General features: G+C 72.2%; 15 protein-coding genes and 1 pseudogene. 7 read left to right on the top strand and 9 right to left on the bottom strand.

The features are described from left to right. Positions 1-12 precede the first annotated feature (12 nt). Complete coding sequence (pepN, locus tag HPC71_RS06320) at positions 13-2,568, top strand: aminopeptidase N (protein WP_154616820.1); 2,556 nt, start codon at positions 13-15, stop codon at positions 2,566-2,568. 104 nt (positions 2,569-2,672) lie between these two features. On the opposite strand, the gene HPC71_RS06315 is transcribed toward pepN, so the two are convergent. Together HPC71_RS06315 and HPC71_RS06310 are read right to left on the bottom strand one after the other, a co-directional pair. After that, complete coding sequence (locus HPC71_RS06315) at positions 2,673-3,062, bottom strand: DUF5130 family protein (RefSeq protein WP_171896324.1); 390 nt, start codon at positions 3,060-3,062, stop codon at positions 2,673-2,675. After that, positions 3,049-3,411 carry a hypothetical protein gene (locus tag HPC71_RS06310; RefSeq protein WP_154616819.1) on the bottom strand — a complete coding sequence of 121 codons (363 nt, stop codon included), beginning with the start codon at positions 3,409-3,411 and terminating at the stop codon, positions 3,049-3,051. Before HPC71_RS06310 ends, HPC71_RS06315 begins: the two co-directional genes overlap by 14 nt. Positions 3,412-3,525: 114 nt before the next feature. Here HPC71_RS06310 and HPC71_RS06305 point away from each other — a divergent pair, with 114 nt between their 5' ends. Continuing rightward, on the top strand, positions 3,526-4,578 hold the full coding sequence (locus tag HPC71_RS06305; RefSeq protein ID WP_154616818.1) for a mechanosensitive ion channel family protein: 1,053 nt from the start codon (positions 3,526-3,528) through the stop codon (positions 4,576-4,578). Positions 4,579-4,684: 106 nt separating this feature from the next. Here HPC71_RS06305 and HPC71_RS06300 read toward each other — a convergent pair whose 3' ends face one another. Further along, positions 4,685-5,113, bottom strand: coding sequence for an OsmC family peroxiredoxin (locus HPC71_RS06300; protein WP_154616817.1), 429 nt, complete (start codon positions 5,111-5,113; stop codon positions 4,685-4,687). A 103-nt stretch (positions 5,114-5,216) separates the two neighbouring features. Between HPC71_RS06300 and HPC71_RS06295 the strand changes: the two genes are divergently transcribed. Then, positions 5,217-5,618 (top strand): globin, encoded by a 402-nt coding sequence (locus tag HPC71_RS06295; RefSeq protein WP_154616816.1) that lies wholly within the window; start codon positions 5,217-5,219, stop codon positions 5,616-5,618. Between the two features lie 17 nt (positions 5,619-5,635). On the opposite strand, the gene HPC71_RS06290 is transcribed toward HPC71_RS06295, so the two are convergent. Next, positions 5,636-6,322: an acyltransferase gene (locus HPC71_RS06290; RefSeq protein ID WP_171896322.1), complete on the bottom strand. Its 687-nt coding sequence runs from the start codon at positions 6,320-6,322 to the stop codon at positions 5,636-5,638. Between the two features lie 295 nt (positions 6,323-6,617). Between HPC71_RS06290 and HPC71_RS06285 the strand changes: the two genes are divergently transcribed. Both HPC71_RS06285 and HPC71_RS21235 read left to right on the top strand, forming a co-directional pair. Then, a complete protein-coding gene (locus HPC71_RS06285) occupies positions 6,618-7,928 on the top strand; it encodes an HNH endonuclease signature motif containing protein (protein ID WP_154616815.1) in 1,311 nt (436 codons plus the stop codon). 452 nt (positions 7,929-8,380) lie between these two features. Then, positions 8,381-8,596, top strand: a pseudogene (locus HPC71_RS21235) (RNA polymerase sigma factor); the annotation flags it as partial. Between the two features lie 102 nt (positions 8,597-8,698). On the opposite strand, the gene HPC71_RS06275 reads toward HPC71_RS21235, so the two are convergent. Next, positions 8,699-9,559, bottom strand: coding sequence for an acyl-CoA thioesterase (locus HPC71_RS06275; protein ID WP_171896321.1), 861 nt, complete (start codon positions 9,557-9,559; stop codon positions 8,699-8,701). 68 nt (positions 9,560-9,627) lie between these two features. On the opposite strand from HPC71_RS06275, the gene HPC71_RS06270 reads away from it, so the two are divergent. After that, complete coding sequence (locus tag HPC71_RS06270) at positions 9,628-10,842, top strand: acetyl-CoA C-acetyltransferase (protein ID WP_154616814.1); 1,215 nt, start codon at positions 9,628-9,630, stop codon at positions 10,840-10,842. Between the two features lie 20 nt (positions 10,843-10,862). Here HPC71_RS06270 and HPC71_RS06265 read toward each other — a convergent pair whose 3' ends face one another. Further along, positions 10,863-11,987, bottom strand: a complete 1,125-nt coding sequence (locus HPC71_RS06265) for a DNA glycosylase AlkZ-like family protein (RefSeq protein ID WP_154616813.1) — start codon at positions 11,985-11,987, stop codon at positions 10,863-10,865. Positions 11,988-12,101: 114 nt separating this feature from the next. Here HPC71_RS06265 and HPC71_RS06260 point away from each other — a divergent pair, with 114 nt between their 5' ends. Then, on the top strand, positions 12,102-12,527 hold the full coding sequence (locus HPC71_RS06260) for a MarR family winged helix-turn-helix transcriptional regulator (RefSeq protein WP_154616933.1): 426 nt from the start codon (positions 12,102-12,104) through the stop codon (positions 12,525-12,527). A 39-nt stretch (positions 12,528-12,566) separates the two neighbouring features. On the opposite strand, the gene HPC71_RS06255 is transcribed toward HPC71_RS06260, so the two are convergent. The 3 genes from HPC71_RS06255 to HPC71_RS06245 form a co-directional block, all read right to left on the bottom strand. Beyond that, positions 12,567-13,373: an alpha/beta hydrolase family protein gene (locus HPC71_RS06255; protein ID WP_154616812.1), complete on the bottom strand. Its 807-nt coding sequence runs from the start codon at positions 13,371-13,373 to the stop codon at positions 12,567-12,569. A 150-nt stretch (positions 13,374-13,523) separates the two neighbouring features. Then, a complete protein-coding gene (gene ettA, locus HPC71_RS06250) occupies positions 13,524-15,206 on the bottom strand; it encodes an energy-dependent translational throttle protein EttA (RefSeq protein WP_154616811.1) in 1,683 nt (560 codons plus the stop codon). Positions 15,207-15,312: 106 nt separating this feature from the next. Further along, positions 15,313-15,795: a single-stranded DNA-binding protein gene (locus HPC71_RS06245; protein WP_253943922.1), complete on the bottom strand. Its 483-nt coding sequence runs from the start codon at positions 15,793-15,795 to the stop codon at positions 15,313-15,315. Positions 15,796-15,939: the final 144 nt, after the last annotated feature.

Here is a 15,939-nt window from a genome sequence, read left to right as displayed (position 1 = left end):
AGGATGATTCGCATGCCTGGAACCAACCTCACCCGGGACGAGGCCGCCACCCGCGCCGCCCTCCTGGACGTCACGTCGTACACCATCGACCTCGACCTCACCGGCGCCACCGCGACCGACGCCCGCACCTTCGGCTCGACCACCACCATCGAGTTCACCTGCCGCGAACCGGGCGCTGCGACCTTCGCCGACCTCGTCGACGCCACCGTCCACGAGATCACCCTCAACGGCGAGAGCCTCGACCCGGCCACGGCCTACGCCGACAGCCGCATCGCGCTGCCGGGCCTGCAGGAGCGCAACACCCTCGTCGTGCGCGCGGAGTGCACCTACTCCCACACCGGCGAGGGCCTGCACCGCTTCGTCGACCCCGCCGACGACCGGGTCTACCTCTACTCCCAGTTCGAGGTCCCCGACGCCCGCCGCGTCTTCACGACCTTCGAGCAGCCCGACCTCAAGGCGCCGTTCACCTTCACCGTGACCGCGCCCGCGCACTGGGCCGTCGTGTCGAACTCCCCCACCCCCGAGCCGCAGCCGGCCGGCGAGGGGGCCGCGGTCTGGGCCTTCGAGCCGACCAAGCCGATGTCGACCTACATCACCGCGATCGTCGCCGGCGAGTACCACGCCGAGCACGACGTCTACGAGGGCAAGCACGGCTCGATCCCGCTCGGCCACTACTGCCGCCAGTCGCTCGTCGAGCACATGGACACCGAGGAGCTGGTCCAGCTCACCAAGCAGAGCTTCGCCTTCTTCGAGGAGAAGTTCGACTACCCCTACCCCTTCGGCAAGTACGACCAGCTCTACGTGCCGGAGTACAACATGGGCGCGATGGAGAACGCCGGCTGCGTGACGCTGCGCGATGAGTACCTCCCCCGCAGCCGCCAGCCGCGCTCGTTCTACGAGTTCCGCACCTCGGTGATCACCCACGAGATGGCGCACATGTGGTTCGGCGACCTGGTGACCATGAAGTGGTGGGATGACCTCTGGCTCAACGAGTCCTTCGCGGAGTGGGCCTGCTACTGGTGCGAGGCCGAGGCCACCGACTTCACCGACGCCTGGACCGGCTTCGCCAACGCGCGCAAGCAGACCGGCTACCGCGCCGACCAGCTGCCCTCGACGCACCCGATCGCGGCCGACAACGTCGACCTGCACGCGGTCGAGGTGAACTTCGACATGATCACCTACGCCAAGGGCGCCTCTGTGCTCAAGCAGCTGGTCGCCTGGGTCGGGCTCGACCCGTTCCTGGCCGGCCTGCGCCAGTACTTCAAGGACCACGCGTTCTCCAACGCCACCTTCGCCGACCTGCTCGCGGCGCTGGAGAAGTCCTCGGGCCGCGAGCTCAAGGGCTGGGCCCAGGAGTGGCTGCAGACCGCCGGCGTCAACACCCTCGCCCCGGCCTTCGAGCTCGACGACCAGGGCCGCTACACGTCGTTCTCCGTCGAGCAGTCGGCCCACCCCGACTGGCCGACGCTGCGCCGCCACCGCCTCGGCATCGGCCTGTACGACGAGGTCGACGGCCGCCTCGTGCGGCGCGAGTACCTCGAGGTCGACGTCGAGGGCGCCTCGACGGCCGTCGAGGCACTCGTCGGGACCGAGCAGCCGGCGCTGCTGCTGCTCAACGACGAGGACCACGCCTACGCCAAGATCCGCCTCGACGAGCGCTCCCTGCAGACCGTCATCGGCGGGCTCTCGAAGCTCGAGGACTCCCTCCCCCGCGCCGTCGCGTGGACGGCCGCCTGGGACATGACCCGCGACGGCGAGCTGTCGGCGACCGACTGGGTCCGCCTGGTGCTGGCCAACATCGGCCAGGAGACCGACGCCTGGGGCGTCACCCGGATCCCGGCCTCCACCGCCCTCGCGGTCGAGCTCTACTCCGACCCGGCCGGGCGACCCGCCCTCCAGGAGGAGTGGGAGACCGGGCTGCGCTCGCTCCTGCTCGCCGCGGAGGCCGGCAGCGACCACCAGCTGACCTTCGCCCGCTCCTACGCGCTGGCGGCCCGCTCCGAGCAGGCCGTCGCCGACCTGCGCGGGCTGCTCGACGGCTCCTTCACCGTCGAGGGCCTCAGCGTCGACCAGGACCTGCGCTGGGAGCTGGTGAAGAACCTCGCCCGCCTCGGGGTCTTCACCGACGCCGAGATCGACGCCGAGCTCGACCGCGACGCGACGAGCGCCGGCCGGGAGAAGGCGGCCGCCGCCCGTGTGGCGCAGCCGACCGCCGCGGCCAAGCAGGCCGGCTGGGCCGCGATCATGGACCCCGCCACGCCGAACGAGACCTCGCGCGAGATGGTGCTCTCCATCTTCCGGTTCAACCAGGAGGAGGTCGCGGCGCCGTACCTCGAGAAGTACCTCGAGGCCGCCGAGACCGCGATCGACAGCCTCGGCTTCCACAAGGGCTCGGTCGTGCTCGAGCACGGCTTCCCGCGGCTCCTGGCCTCGGCGGAGACCGTCGCCCGGCTCGACGCCTGGCTGGCCGACAACACCGCCCCCAAGGGCGCGCAGCGCTACGTCGGCGAGGCGCGCGCCGAGCTGGCCCGGGCGCTGACCGCCCAGGAGCGTGACGCCCGCGGCTGACCCCGCGCGGACGCACGAACGGCCGGCCTCCCTCGGGAGGCCGGCCGTTCGGTGTCTCAGGGCCGGTTCGGTGTCTCAGGGCCGGTTCGGCGCCGGTGGGCCGATCAGGCCTCGCCGGCGTGCAGCGTCTGCGGGGGCCGGGCGTGCTCGGCGAGCATGTGGATGCCGCGGACCAGGCCGCCGACGAGATCGTCCGCGGCGAAGGCCGAGCGCATCTGGAGGGCGGCGAGCTCGACCTGGCGGTCGGTGAGCGTGCGGCGTACCCAGCCGCCGGTGACGATCTCCAGCGCCCGGGCGACGGGGTCGACCATCACCAGGATGCTGCGCGAGGGCGCGACCAGGGAGTTGTGCAGCTGTGTGGCGAACGAGCGCGGGTCACCCTCCGCCGTCCCGATGAAGACGGAGAACTCGACGCGCGAGAGACGCTCGGCCGCGCGGATCGCCTCGTCGAGGCGGGCCCGCTCGGCCTCGGTCAGGTGTTCACCACCGGGCACTGGCTCCACCCGCCTGTGAGTCGTCCCCGTCGGGGCCGGCGAGCTCGGAGGTGCTCTTGCGGGGGCCGCCGATCCACTGGTTCTCGACCGCGGGCGAGCCCGGCGTGACGCGCTCGCCGCGGATCATGGCCGGCGCGTAGACGACCACCCAGATCACGATGAACAGCAGCAGCGGGACGCCGCCGAAGAGCAGCACCGCGTGCAGGGTGTTGACCGGGTCCGGGTCCGACCAGCCCTCGGGCACGTCGGCGGTCGCGGGGGCAGCCTGCACGACGGCGGCGGTCAGGACGACGGAGAGGCCGGAAAGCAGGGCGGCGGCCCGACGAACGGGGCTGATCGAGGCGGTCACGCGTGCAGGATATCCGTAGCCCTCCCCCGCCCCGGCGCCCCGTCCGGTCAGATGGGTCACACGGCCGCGCGGAGCCTTCGGCGGCGGGGTGCCCACCTGTTAGACATGGGCCCCATGTTCACCGCGACCACCGGCCCCTGCGAGGACGGCGAGCAGACCTGCAACATCGCCTACGAGTGGTTCGGCAACGACACCGTCGCCGAGGTCGCCGACGTCATCATCGGCAAGCCGCTCGCGATCACCGCCCTCGTCATCCTCGGCCTCGTCATCCGCTGGGTGCTGCACAAGCTGGTCGACCGGCTCGTGGCCAGCGCCGAGGACGGCGTGCTGCCCGACCGGGTCACCCGCCTGCCCAAGCGGGGCAAGGCCGTCCACGCGGTCGCCGCGCGCGACGCGGCGACGCAGACCCGCCGGGTCCAGCGGGCCAAGACCATGGGCGACCTGCTCAAGAGCGTCGTCACCGGCGTCCTGGTGGCGATCTTCGGCACGATGATCCTCAGCGAGCTGGGGGTCAACATCGCCCCGATCATCGCCAGCGCCGGGATCGTCGGCGTCGCCCTGGGCTTCGGCGCCCAGTCACTGGTCAAGGACTTCCTCTCCGGCATCTTCATGATCTTCGAGGACCAGTACGGCGTCGGCGACGTCGTCGACGTGGGCGAGGCGACCGGCACGATCGAGGCGGTGAGCCTGCGCGTCACCCGGCTGCGCGACCTCAACGGCACCGTCTGGTACGTCCCCAACGGCGAGATCCTGCGGGTCGGCAACATGAGCCAGAACTGGTCCCGCGCGGTGGTCGACGTCAACGTCGCCTACGGCGAGGACCTGGTCCGGGTCCAGGACGTGCTCCGCGACGTCAGCCACGGCCTGTGGGAGGACGAGGACTTCCGCAACGTCGTCATCGAGGCACCGGAGGTCACCGGCGTGGAGATGCTGGCCGCCGACTCGATCACCCTGCGGGTGATGGTCAAGACCGCACCGATGGAGCAGTGGGGCGTCGCCCGCGAGCTGCGCCAGCGGATCAAGGCGCGCTTCGACCACGAGGGCATCGAGATCCCCTTCGCCCAGCGGGTCGTCTGGCACCGCGAGGAGGTCCGGGCCGCGCACGGCACGGACGTGTCGGCGCCGGAGTCCGAGTCCGAGGGCGAGCGGGCCGGCCAGGACGCCTGAGCCGCCGGCGTACGCGCCGCCGCACGCCCGAGCACACGACAGCGGCCCGCCCGGTCACCCGGGCGGGCCGCTGTGCGTCGTACGGCGGGACGTGCCCGCCCGCGGGTCAGCTCTTGAGCGAGGCGTCCAGCGTGATGGTGGTGCCGGCGAGCGCCTGGCTGACCGGGCAGCCCTCCTTGGCGCCGGTGGCGGCCTCGACGAACTTCTCCTCGGAGATGCCCTCGACGGTGCCGACGACGGTCAGCTTGATGCCGGTGATGCCGGTGCCCGGGGTCAGCTCGACCTCGGCGCTGGTCTCCAGGGTGGTCGGCGGGGTGCCGGCCTTGGACAGCGCGGCGGAGAGCGCCATGGAGAAGCACGAGGAGTGCGCCGCGGCGATGAGCTCCTCGGGGCTGGTCTTGCCGTTCGCCGACTCGGCGCGGGAGGGCCAGGACACGTCGAAGGTGCCCACGCCCGAGGACTGGAGCTCCACGGAGCCGGAGCCCTCCTGGAGCGAGCCCTGCCAGGTGGTCTGCGCGGTGCGCGTCGTTGCCATGCCTCGATCACTCCTGTGGGGTCGGTGGCCAGTGTGCGGCCGGGGGTCTGGTCCGTCGCGAGTCTGGCACGCGGATGCAACGGACTGGAGAGGCGTCGGCAGAATGGGACCCGTGACCACGTTCTACGAGGAAGTCGGCGGCTTCGAGACGTTCCGCCGCATCGTCGCGACCTTCTACGAGGGTGTGGCCACCGACGAGGTGCTGCGGCCGATGTACCCCGAGGAGGACCTCGGGCCCGCGGAGGAGCGCTTCCTGCTCTTCCTCGTCCAGTACTGGGGTGGCCCGACGACGTACTCCGAGACCCGTGGGCACCCGCGGCTGCGCATGCGCCACGCGCCGTTCCAGGTCACCCCGGAGTCGCGCGACCACTGGCTCAAGCACTTCCGCGCCGGGCTCGACGCCGTCGACCTCACCCCCGAGCAGGAGGCCCAGCTCTGGGACTACGTCACCCACGCCGCGCAGTTCATGGTCAACACCGTCGACGAGCCGCCCGCCGCGACCTGAGGCCCGATGCCTGATGCTCAGCCGGTGACGGCCTCGTCGAGGAAGTCGAGGTCGTCGGCGAGCACAGGGCGTACGTCGCCGCGCGACCCCACCCAGCCCACGCCCGGCTCGTAGCGGCGCACCACCCGCGCCGGGTTGCCCGCCACCACAGCGTGGTCCTCCACCACACCGCGCACGATCGAGCCCGCCGCGACCACGACGTTGCGGCCCAGCCGGGTGCCCGGCAGCAGCACCGCGTGGTGGCCGATCCACGACCCCGCCCCGACCACCACCGGGTCAGAGGGGCCGAACTGCGCGCCGACCGGCCGGTCCGGCACCTGGTAGCCGTGGCTGGCGTCGGTCACGAACACGCCCTGCCCGAAGAACACGTCGTCGCCGATCTCGATCGACTCGTGCGCGGTGATGCTCGTCCGCGCGCCGATGACGCACCGGTCGCCGACCACCAGGCCCCGCGGCGGCAGCGCCTGCTCATTGGTCCCCCAGCCCACCGACAGCGTCACCTGGCGACCCACGAGCGTCCGCTCGCCGAGGTGGATCGAGGAGGCGTTGAGGATCGTCGCCGGCGGGAAGTCGATGCACGACCCCGCCCCGAAGCTCCCGAACTCCTCGGCCGCCCGCGTCCCCGGCACGATCTCCCCCGCCCGGTCCACCCACCGCCACCCGGCGTGGACGGCACGGTTCAGCAGGCGTGGGATGAGGCGCACGGGCGGACCCTAGCGGTGCTGTCTCACCTTCGGCTTTCGGGCCGTGGGTAGCGGCCGCCCCCGCTGGTCGAGCAGGAGGCGCCCTGGCGCCGACGTGTCGAGGCCCCTGGCAGCCGACCTTCGGCCTGCGGGCTGTGGGGTGGTTGCGGCTTTGGCAGCTATGGGCCAGGTACGTCGTGGGTCGCGGTTCGCTGCCGGGTCTCTGGCCGCCGCCTCGCGCTGGCGCGTCCGACCCCGCTCTGAAGATCTGAGAACAGACCCTTCCATTCGAGCAGCTGTTCGACTAGAATGAGGCATGGCCTTGATCGCGACGCTCGAGCACCCGCTGGACACCCCAGCCGACGTGCTGAGCCTCGCGCGCGCCAAGCAGCGCGCGGCTAACGCGGCCGAGGCCGAGCTCCTCGAAGCGGCGGTCCAGTGGTGCGTGCTGCACCCGGCGGAGTCGTTGGACGAGGCGGCGACGTGGTCGGTGTTCCGCGGGTTCGGTGACAAGCCGGTCTGCCTGGCGGGTGAGGGTGCGCCGTTCGTGACGGAGTTCGCGGTGGTGGAGTTCGCGGCCGGGCTGGGGAAGTCGGAGGACGCGGGTCGGGCCTACCTGGCCGAGGCCCTCGAGCTGCGCTACCGGCTCCCGAAGCTCTGGAAGAAGGTCACCGACCTCGACCTGCCGGCCTGGAAGGCCCGCTCGTTGGCTCGCCGGACGTTGCACCTGCCGAAGAAGGGCGCCGCGTTCGTCGACACCCACGTCGCACCGGTGGCCTCCACGATCGGGCCGGCGGCGTTGGAGCGGCTCCTGGAGGAGGCGCTGGTCCGGTTCGACCCCGACGAGGCCCAGCGGGTGGCGACCGAGCGGGCCGAGGCCCGGCACGTGACCATCCAGTCGCGACAGGTGTCCTTCGACGGGCACGTCGACGTGTGGGCGACCCTCGACCTGGCCGACGCGCTCGACCTCGACGACGCCCTCGAAAAGGGCGCCGCGCGGCTCGAAGCACTGGGGTGCACCGACACCCTCGACGCCCGCCGCTCGGTCGCTCTGGGTGACATGGCGCGGCGGCAGCTGAGCCTGGAGTTCGACACCGATCCCAAGCCCCTCGTGGTCCACGTCCACCAGAGCCCCGACGGGACCCTGGACGACATCACCCGGGTCGAGAACGTCCGCGGGTTCGTCCTGATCACTCAGCTCGCCGACTGGTGCACCCGCGCCGCACGAGCCGACACCGGCAAGACGATCACCGTGAAGCCCGTCATCGACCTGGCCGAGCGGATCCACGTCGAGGCCTATGAGGTCCCCGACCGCCTCTCGACCCAGACCCGACTGCGCGACCTGCACTGCGTGTTCCCCTGGTGCACCCGCCCCGCCCACGCGTCATCGCGAGTGGATGACGACCACGTCATCCCCCACGCCAGGGGCGGACCGACAGCGACCGAGAACATCGCGCCACTCTGCCGACGCCACCACCGCGCCAAGACCCACGGCGGCTGGTCACAACAATCACCCTCGCCGGGCACGTTTGAGTGGCGAAGTCCCACCGGACTCACCTACCGGGTCGACCACCGAGGCACCCACGACCTCGACCCACCGCCGACGGACCAGCCGCCCCCGCCATAGCCCCACCGCCACGACCCCGCCGGAGCACCCCGCCGGCGGGGCACAGGCACGCCCGGAGCACGAGGTCGGCGGTCGACGTAACGGACCAGCCTCGTCGCGACAGGTAGCGGGAGGAGCACCCCCTGCGGCAGCACGGAACGGGCGTCTGGCTCCGACGGTGGCGCTCGCGGCGCTCGCCGCCTCCTCCGCGCCCCCGAGCCCCAGCCCACACAGGCGCCCCTCGAGGCACCCGAGCGCTCCCCCGAGCGCTCCCCCGAGCGCTCCCCCGGCGGGTCGCAGGCTCCGGGTGGGCCGACCTCCGGACCGACGTCGACCAGCGGGTCCGCCCCGACCGATCGGCCCTCACCGATACCGTCCACTCCCGAGGGCACCGGTCAGGCCGGCCCCGGCAACCACCAGCACCGCCACGGCCACGCGAACGGCAAGGGCGCAGCGACCAGCGGGGGCCGTGGTTGGACGCCGACGACGAGCTGATCGCGCGCGCCAAGGGGGGTGACCAGGACGCCTGGCGCCGGCTCTACGCCGAGCACGCCGGCCGCCTGGTCGTCTGGCTCCAGGTCCGGCCCTCCGGGGACTCGGCGACGGCGGCCGACGACGTCGCGTCCGAGGCCTGGTTGACGGCGGCGACGAAGATCCACGAGTTCACCGGGACCGGCGAGCAGTTCGCGGGCTGGCTCTTCGGCATCGCCCGCAACCTGGGTCTCGACGCGCGCCGCAAGGGCGACCGGCGAGGTGACCGGCGAGGTGACCGGCGAGGTGACCGGCGGCGATCAGGGCAGCGCGGCGACCAGCACCTCGCGGAACGCGGGGTCCGGCGGCGTCGGCCGCTGAGCGTCCGCGTCGACGACCACCACGGTGGTGTGGGCTCGTGCCAGGACCGTGTCCCCGTCGCACAGCTCGGACTGGACGTCGAAGGACGTGTTCCCGACCCGAGAGATCCACGACCACGCGTCGTACGGCTCGGGCCGGTGCAGCACCGGCACCCGGTAGTCCACCTCCTTGCGCGCCACGACCAGCAGCGGCCGGGTGACCTCCCGTTCGGAGCGTCGGCCGAGCTCCTCGAAGTAGTGGATCCGCGCCTCCTGGAAGTACTCGAAGTACGTCACGTTGTTGACGTGCCGGTAGACGTCGACGTCGGAGAAGCGGACGCGCACCGGGTAGCGGCCCGCCGTGGCCGGCCGCTCGAGGAACGTCACCCGGGGCGCCCGGTCGGCCGGCTCGAGGTACGCCGCCAGGCCCTCGCGCTCCTCGGGGCTGAGCCGCCGCGGCCGCTCCTCGGCGAACACGTACGGCGTCAGGACGGTCGCGGCCTGCAGGTAGACCTTGCGCGAACCGTCCGGGCGCTCGTGGAAGACCTCGTAGGCGAGGGTGAACGTCGCGGCCCGGATCTCGGTGACCCAGCACTCCACGAGCACCGGGCGGAAGTCGAAGAACAACGGGGCCCGGTAGCCCACCTCGGTCCGCACGACCACCACGCCCTCGGCGAGCTGCTCGGCCTGCCGCGAGCGCCCGTGGGTGCGGAGCATGTCGACCCGCGCCTCCTGGAGGTAGTCGACGTACACGACGTTGTTGACATGACCGAGCAGGTCCTGGTCGGCCCAGCGGACCTGGCACTCATAGACGTGACGCACGTCCCGATCCTCGCAGCCACCGCTGATCTAGGCTGACCCGGCACATCACCCGAGATCGGAGTACTTGCATGCCTGAAGCCGTCATCGTCTCCGCAACGCGTTCCCCCATCGGCCGCGCCAACAAGGGTTCGCTGAAGGACCTGCGTCCCGACGACCTCACCGCGACCATCGTCCAGGCGGCGCTGGACAAGATCCCCGAGCTCGACCCCACCACGATCGACGACCACTACCTCGGGTGCGGCCTGCCCGGCGGCGAGTCGGGCAACAACATGGCGCGGATCGTGAACGTGCTGATGGGCTACGACCAGATCCCGGGCGCGACCATCACCCGCTACTGCTCCTCCTCGGTCCAGACCAGCCGGATGGCCTTCCACGCCATCAAGGCCGGCGAGGGCGATGTCTTCATCTCCGCCGGCGTCGAGACCGTCTCGCGGTTCGCCAAGGGCACCTCCGACCACTGGCCCGACACCCACAACCCGAAGTTCGCCGAGGCCCAGGCCCGCACCAAGCAGACCGCCGAAGGCGGCGTGGACTGGCACGACCCGCGCGAGGACGGCTTCCTGCCCGACGTCTACATCGCGATGGGCCAGACCGCCGAGAACGTCGCCAAGATGCGCGGCCTCTCCCGCCAGGAGCTCGACGAGTTCGGCGTCCGCTCCCAGAACCTCGCCGAGAAGGCGATCAACGACGGTTTCTGGGCCCGCGAGATCACCCCGGTCACCACCCCCGACGGCACCGTGGTCTCCACCGACGACGGCCCGCGCGCGGGCGTGACGTACGACGCGGTCAAGGACCTCAAGCCGGTCTTCCGCCCCGACGGCGTGGTCACCGCCGCGAACTGCTGCGCCCTCAACGACGGCGCCGCCGCGGTCGTCATCATGTCCGACACCAAGGCCGCCGAGCTCGGCATCACCCCGCTCGCGCGGATCGTCTCCACCGGCGTCTCGGGCCTCTCCCCCGAGATCATGGGCCTCGGCCCGGTCGAGGCGACCAAGAACGCGCTCAAGAGCGCCGGCATGAGCATCGGCGACATCGACCTGGTCGAGATCAACGAGGCGTTCGCCGCCCAGGTCGTGCCGTCCTACCAGGACCTCGGCATCGACATCGACCGGCTCAACGTCAACGGCGGCGCGATCGCCGTCGGTCACCCCTTCGGCATGACCGGCGCCCGCCTGCAGAACACCATGCTCAACTCGCTGGACTGGCACGACAAGTCCACCGGCCTGATCACCATGTGCGTCGGTGGCGGCCAGGGCATGGCGATGATCCTCGAGCGGATCTGACCCTCCCCTCCCGCCGGGGCTCAGCCCTCGACGAACCCCGCGAACGCCTGGCCACGGAACGTGGCCAGGCGTTCTGCTTCCCGCTCCACCCCCGCCGGCAGCGGGGCGCCGTCCCAGCGCGTCACCTGCAGGCGCAGCCGCCCACCGGTGCTCCGGGGCCGCCAGGTGCCGACCACGCGGTGGCCGACCAGCAGCCCGCCCGGACGGCCCAGCGTGCGCCACAGGTCCTTGCGGGCGCGCTCGTCGGGCACCACCACCTCCCGGTCGCGGCCCTGCAGGAACAGGTCGAAGGGGCCGAGCAGCCGCACCAGCCCGGGATCGGGACCCGCCCCGGCGTCCGAGCAGGCCACCAGGGTGTCGAGGTCGGCGGCCAGGATGCTGCGGGCCCGCCCGTCGACCGCCACGTCCACGGCGTCCTCCGGCCACCGCTGCCGCACCTCGCGCACCGGCGCGTCGACGTACCCCGCCACCTCCTGGGGGGTCGCGGGCCCCAGCAGCCGCAGCACCGCCCGCACCACGTCGAGGTGGGGCGGCACCGTCGCGGCCCGGCCGGCCCAGCCCGGCACCGGCCGGAGGACCGGCGGCGAGGTGCCCGGCTCCAGCTCGAGGCCGGCTGGGAGCGCGGCCAGCCGGAAGGGCTGCTCGAAGACGTGCACCGCGCCGCACGGCCGGCACTCTCGCTGGTAGGCCGCCGGCAACCGCTCGTGCAGCGCGCGGGAGACCTCGCCCTTGACCGCCGGGCCGGTCACCACCTGGCGCATCACCCGCCCGACCTCGTCCAGGGCGTCGAGCACGGGGATCCCCGCGGCCCGCAGCGGCCGGCTCGCGTCGAAGATCCGCTTCGCGGCGTCCGCCTCCGACCAGGGCACGGTGGCGGCCGCGACCTCCGCGACCTCGCCCCGGCGGTAGAGGTGCGGGGCCCCGCGCAGCGTCCAGGCCAGCACCCTGTCGTCGTACGTCGGCGCCGCTCCGCGCAGCGCCAGCGCCCACCGCGCCCCGTCGGGGCCCGTCTCCTGCACGCCCAGGTCGAGCACGGCCGCGTCGTCGTGCGGGCCGCCGCGGCCCTCGGGACGGTCCAGCTGCTGGGCGCGCACGCGGAACCGGAGCACGGCGTCGGCGCCGACGGAGGTCGTGGGAGTGGCCATGCAGCCATGGTGCGCCAGGTCGCCGACAGCGGGCCCTAGAGTGGCCGCGTGGCACAGGTAGGTGAGACCCGGTGGCTCGACGCCGGACAGCAATGGTCGTGGCGCTCGTTGGTCATGGGCACCACGCTTCTCTTCGACCGCCTCGACGACGACCTGCGCCGGTCCTTCGACATCTCGCTGGTGGAGTACGAGATCCTCGTGCGCCTCTCCGAGCGCGACGGCCAGATGCGGATGGCGCAGCTCGCCGACGCCCTCGCCCACAGCCGCAGCCGGGTCACCCACACCGTCGGCCGGATGGAGAAGGCCGGGCTGGTCCAGCGGACCAGCTCTCCCGAGGACGGCCGCGGGATCGTGGCCGCGCTCACCGAGCACGGCATGGACCTGCTCCGCCGGGCGGCGCCGGTGCACGTCCAGAGCGTGCGCGACAACCTCGTCGACCTGGTCACCGAGGAGGACTTCGCCGCGCTCGGTCGGGTCATGGGCGCCGTGAGCGACCACCTGGTGACGGCCCACCCGGAGATGGAGATCCGCCAGCGGTAGCCGCCCCCGGCGCCGCCACGGACGGGGTCAGGGGCCGGGTCAGGCCTTGCCCGCGCAGGAATCCGCGTAGGCGACCAGGTCGCGCGCGTTCCAGTGCGAGGGGTCCGCGTGGCCGCCCTTGACGTCGAGCAGCGTGATGTCGGCACCCCGCGAGCGGAGCTGCTCGACCAGCGGCTGGGTGTTCTCGTCGTAGGCCACCCACTCGTCCTGCTTCGAGGACACCACGCGGTACCGGGTCTCGGTGGGCAGCCGGTCGACGTTGTCGATCGGGTTGCGGTCGGCGGGGACGGGGCCACCGCCGTACGCGCGGCGGATGTACCCCGGGCCGCCGGGCACCTGGTCCATCCGGGTCAGGTCGAGCGCCGGCTTGACGCCGTACCAGCACGGCGGCGCCTGGACCCCGTGGGTCAGCGCGTTGAGCGCGATCGAGGCGCCCATCGAGCCCGAGACCCACAGCCGGACCTCGGCGCCGGCCTGCTTCTCGGCCCACTCCTGGAGCAGGCGCGTGTCCTTGGTGGACGCGGCGTTGCCCCACGACTGGGAGTGGAACTCCGAGGAGGCCACCGCCCAGCCGTCGCGGCGCAGCGCGTCGAGCCAGGGGCCGTCGACCCGGTCGTTGACGTTGCCGCCCTGCCCGTGGAACCAGACGACGACGCCCTTGGGCTCCGGGCCCGGCAGCGAGAGCCGGACCGACTGGCCGGCCAAGGTGCTGCGGATGGTCGTCGGGCCCTCGCCCCGCTCCCCGCCGTTGGCACCGGTGCTGAGCATCGGTGCGACGACGAGCGCGGCCGCGACTCCCAGCACGGCCACGACCGCGGTGACGACCGCTGAACTGCGGATCCTCATGGTCTCTCCCCCCAAACGGCCCCGCGCGGGGCCTGTCGAGAGGGCCAACGACCACGGCGCGCACGGGTTATGAGCGCCGGGTGTGGCCTGCCTCAACCTGCCCCGCCGGGGCCGTCCGGGCGGGTCGGTCCGGGAGGGTCCGTCCGCGGGTCAGTCGCGGGTCAGGCGGCGGTGCGTGACGCGGTGCGGGCGGGCCGCCTCCACGCCGAGCCGCTCGACCTTGTTCTCCTCGTAGGCCGCGAAGTTGCCCTCGAACCAGAACCACTTCGCCTGGTCCTCGTCGTCGCCCTCCCAGGCGAGGATGTGGGTGGCGACGCGGTCGAGGAACCACCGGTCGTGCGAGGTGACCACGGCGCAGCCCGGGAAGTCGAGCAGCGCGTCCTCGAGCGAGGACAGCGTCTCGACGTCCAGGTCGTTGGTCGGCTCGTCGAGCAACAGCAGGTTGCCGCCCATCTTCAAGGTGAGCGCGAGGTTGAGGCGGTTGCGCTCGCCACCGGACAGCACACCGGCCTTCTTCTGCTGGTCGGGACCCTTGAAGCCGAACGAGGCGACGTAGGCGCGCGAGTTCATCTCGAAGTTCGCGACCTTGATGAAGTCCAGGCCGTCGGAGACGACCTCCCACACGTTCTTCTGCGGGTCCAGGCCGCCGCGGCTCTGGTCGACGTAGGAGATCTTCACGGTCTGGCCGACGGTGAGCTCGCCGTTGTCGGGCTCCTCGTTGCCGGTGATCATCCGGAACAGGGTGGTCTTGCCGACGCCGTTGGGGCCGATGACGCCGACGATGCCGGCGCGCGGGAGCGAGAAGGACAGGTCGTGGATGAGGGTGCGGCCCTCGAAGCCCTTGGTCAGGCCCTTGGCCTCCAGGACGATGTCACCGAGGCGCGGTCCGGCCGGGATGTTGATCTCGGAGGTGTCGATCTTCCGCATCCGGTCGGCCTCGGCCGCCATCTCCTCGTAGCGGGCCAGACGCGACTTGCTCTTCGCCTGCCGGGCCTTGGGGTTCGAGCGGACCCACTCGAGCTCCTTCTCCAGCATCTTGGCGCGCTTGGCGTCCTTCTGGCCCTCGATCTTGAGGCGGTCCTTCTTGGTCTCGAGGTACGTCGAGTAGTTGCCCTCGTAGCCGTGGATCGAGCCGCGGTCGACCTCGGCGATCCACTCGGCGACGTTGTCGAGGAAGTACCGGTCGTGGGTCACCGCGAGCACGGCGCCGGGGTAGGACTTCAGGTGGCCCTCGAGCCACTGCACCGACTCGGCGTCGAGGTGGTTGGTGGGCTCGTCGAGGAGCAGCAGGTCGGGCTGCTGGAGCAGCAGCTTGCACAGCGCGACGCGGCGGCGCTCACCGCCGGAGAGGTGGTCGACGATCGCGTCGGCCGGGGGGCAGCGCAGCGCGTCCATCGCCTGGTCCAGGCGCGAGTCGAGGTCCCACGCGTTCGCGTGGTCCAGGTCGGTCTGGAGGTCGCCCATCTCGGCCAGGAGGGTGTCGAAGTCCGCGTCGGGGTTCGCCATCTCCTCGCTGATCGCGTTGTAGCGGTCCAGCTTGGCCTTGATGTCGCCGACGGCCTCCTCGACGTTCTCCAGGACCGTCTTGCCCTCGGTGAGCGGCGGCTCCTGCTGGAGCATGCCGACCGTCGCCTCGGGGTCGAGGATCGCGTCGCCGTTGTTGGGCTGGTCGAGCCCCGCCATGATCTTGAGCAGCGAGGACTTGCCGGCTCCGTTGGGCCCGACCACGCCGATCTTCGCCCCGTGCAGGAAGGAGAGGGTCACGTTGTCGAGGACGACCTTGTCGCCGTGCGCCTTGCGCACGTTCCGCAGGGTGAAGACATATTCCGCCATAATCCCCGAGCCTAGTTGGGATCGGCCGCGAACACCCGTCCGGGGTGAACGGGGGTGAGCGGGGCGGCCCCGGCCGGCCGCCCCGCGGCGTCGGACGGCCCGCCGCTCAGGCCGCCACGGTCGCGGCGGCGCCCGCCCCCGCCTGCTCGGTCGCCTCTCCGGTGGCCTCCCCGGTCGCTCGACCGTCCCCCTGCCCCGGCGTCTGCTCGGAGGGGCCCTGCGCCGGCCGGGGCGTCTTGGTGAACGCGCTGGTCCCCCGGCCGAGGTCGTGCCCGACGAAGGTGGCCTCGACCTCGAAGGAGGTCACCTCGGCCCCCGCGGAGCTCACCCAGGTGCTGACGTTGAGGCGTCCGTGGACCACCACGGGGTCGCCGCGCCGCACGGACGCGGCCACGTTGTCCCCCAGCGCCCGCCAGGCGTTGACGGTGTACCACTGGGTCTCGCCGTCGACCCACTCCCCCGTCCTGCGGGAGAAGCGGCGCGGCGTCGCACCCACCCGGAAGCTGGCCACCTGCGCGTCACCGGCCTGCCGGAGGGTCACGTCACCGCCCACCCAGCCCTGCAGCGTCACGATCGTCTCGTTGCTCACGATGTCTCTCCTCGTCTCGCACCGGGCCGGGCCGCGGATCGGCCGACCTCGGTCCTGGGACGAGGCTCCGCGCGCGCACCGACCACGGCGGGCGCACGCGAGGATCGCTGGGGACAGCGGTGTCCGGGGACGACGTGTGGAGGG

The organism is Nocardioides marmotae, from assembly GCF_013177455.1.
Taxonomy (GTDB): domain Bacteria; phylum Actinomycetota; class Actinomycetes; order Propionibacteriales; family Nocardioidaceae; genus Nocardioides; species Nocardioides marmotae.
This window is presented reverse-complemented; position numbering and strand designations above follow the sequence as displayed.

Coding starts and splice junctions, on each gene's coding strand:
- pepN (WP_154616820.1), top strand. CDS start 13: ATGCCTGGAACCAACCTCACCCGGGACGAGGCCGCCACCCGCGCCGCC.
- HPC71_RS06305 (WP_154616818.1), top strand. CDS start 3,526: ATGTTCACCGCGACCACCGGCCCCTGCGAGGACGGCGAGCAGACCTGC.
- HPC71_RS06300 (WP_154616817.1), bottom strand. CDS start 5,113: ATGGCAACGACGCGCACCGCGCAGACCACCTGGCAGGGCTCGCTCCAG.
- HPC71_RS06295 (WP_154616816.1), top strand. CDS start 5,217: ATGGGACCCGTGACCACGTTCTACGAGGAAGTCGGCGGCTTCGAGACG.
- HPC71_RS06285 (WP_154616815.1), top strand. CDS start 6,618: ATGGCCTTGATCGCGACGCTCGAGCACCCGCTGGACACCCCAGCCGAC.
- HPC71_RS06270 (WP_154616814.1), top strand. CDS start 9,628: ATGCCTGAAGCCGTCATCGTCTCCGCAACGCGTTCCCCCATCGGCCGC.
- HPC71_RS06265 (WP_154616813.1), bottom strand. CDS start 11,987: ATGGCCACTCCCACGACCTCCGTCGGCGCCGACGCCGTGCTCCGGTTC.
- HPC71_RS06260 (WP_154616933.1), top strand. CDS start 12,102: ATGGGCACCACGCTTCTCTTCGACCGCCTCGACGACGACCTGCGCCGG.
- HPC71_RS06255 (WP_154616812.1), bottom strand. CDS start 13,373: ATGAGGATCCGCAGTTCAGCGGTCGTCACCGCGGTCGTGGCCGTGCTG.
- ettA (WP_154616811.1), bottom strand. CDS start 15,206: ATGGCGGAATATGTCTTCACCCTGCGGAACGTGCGCAAGGCGCACGGC.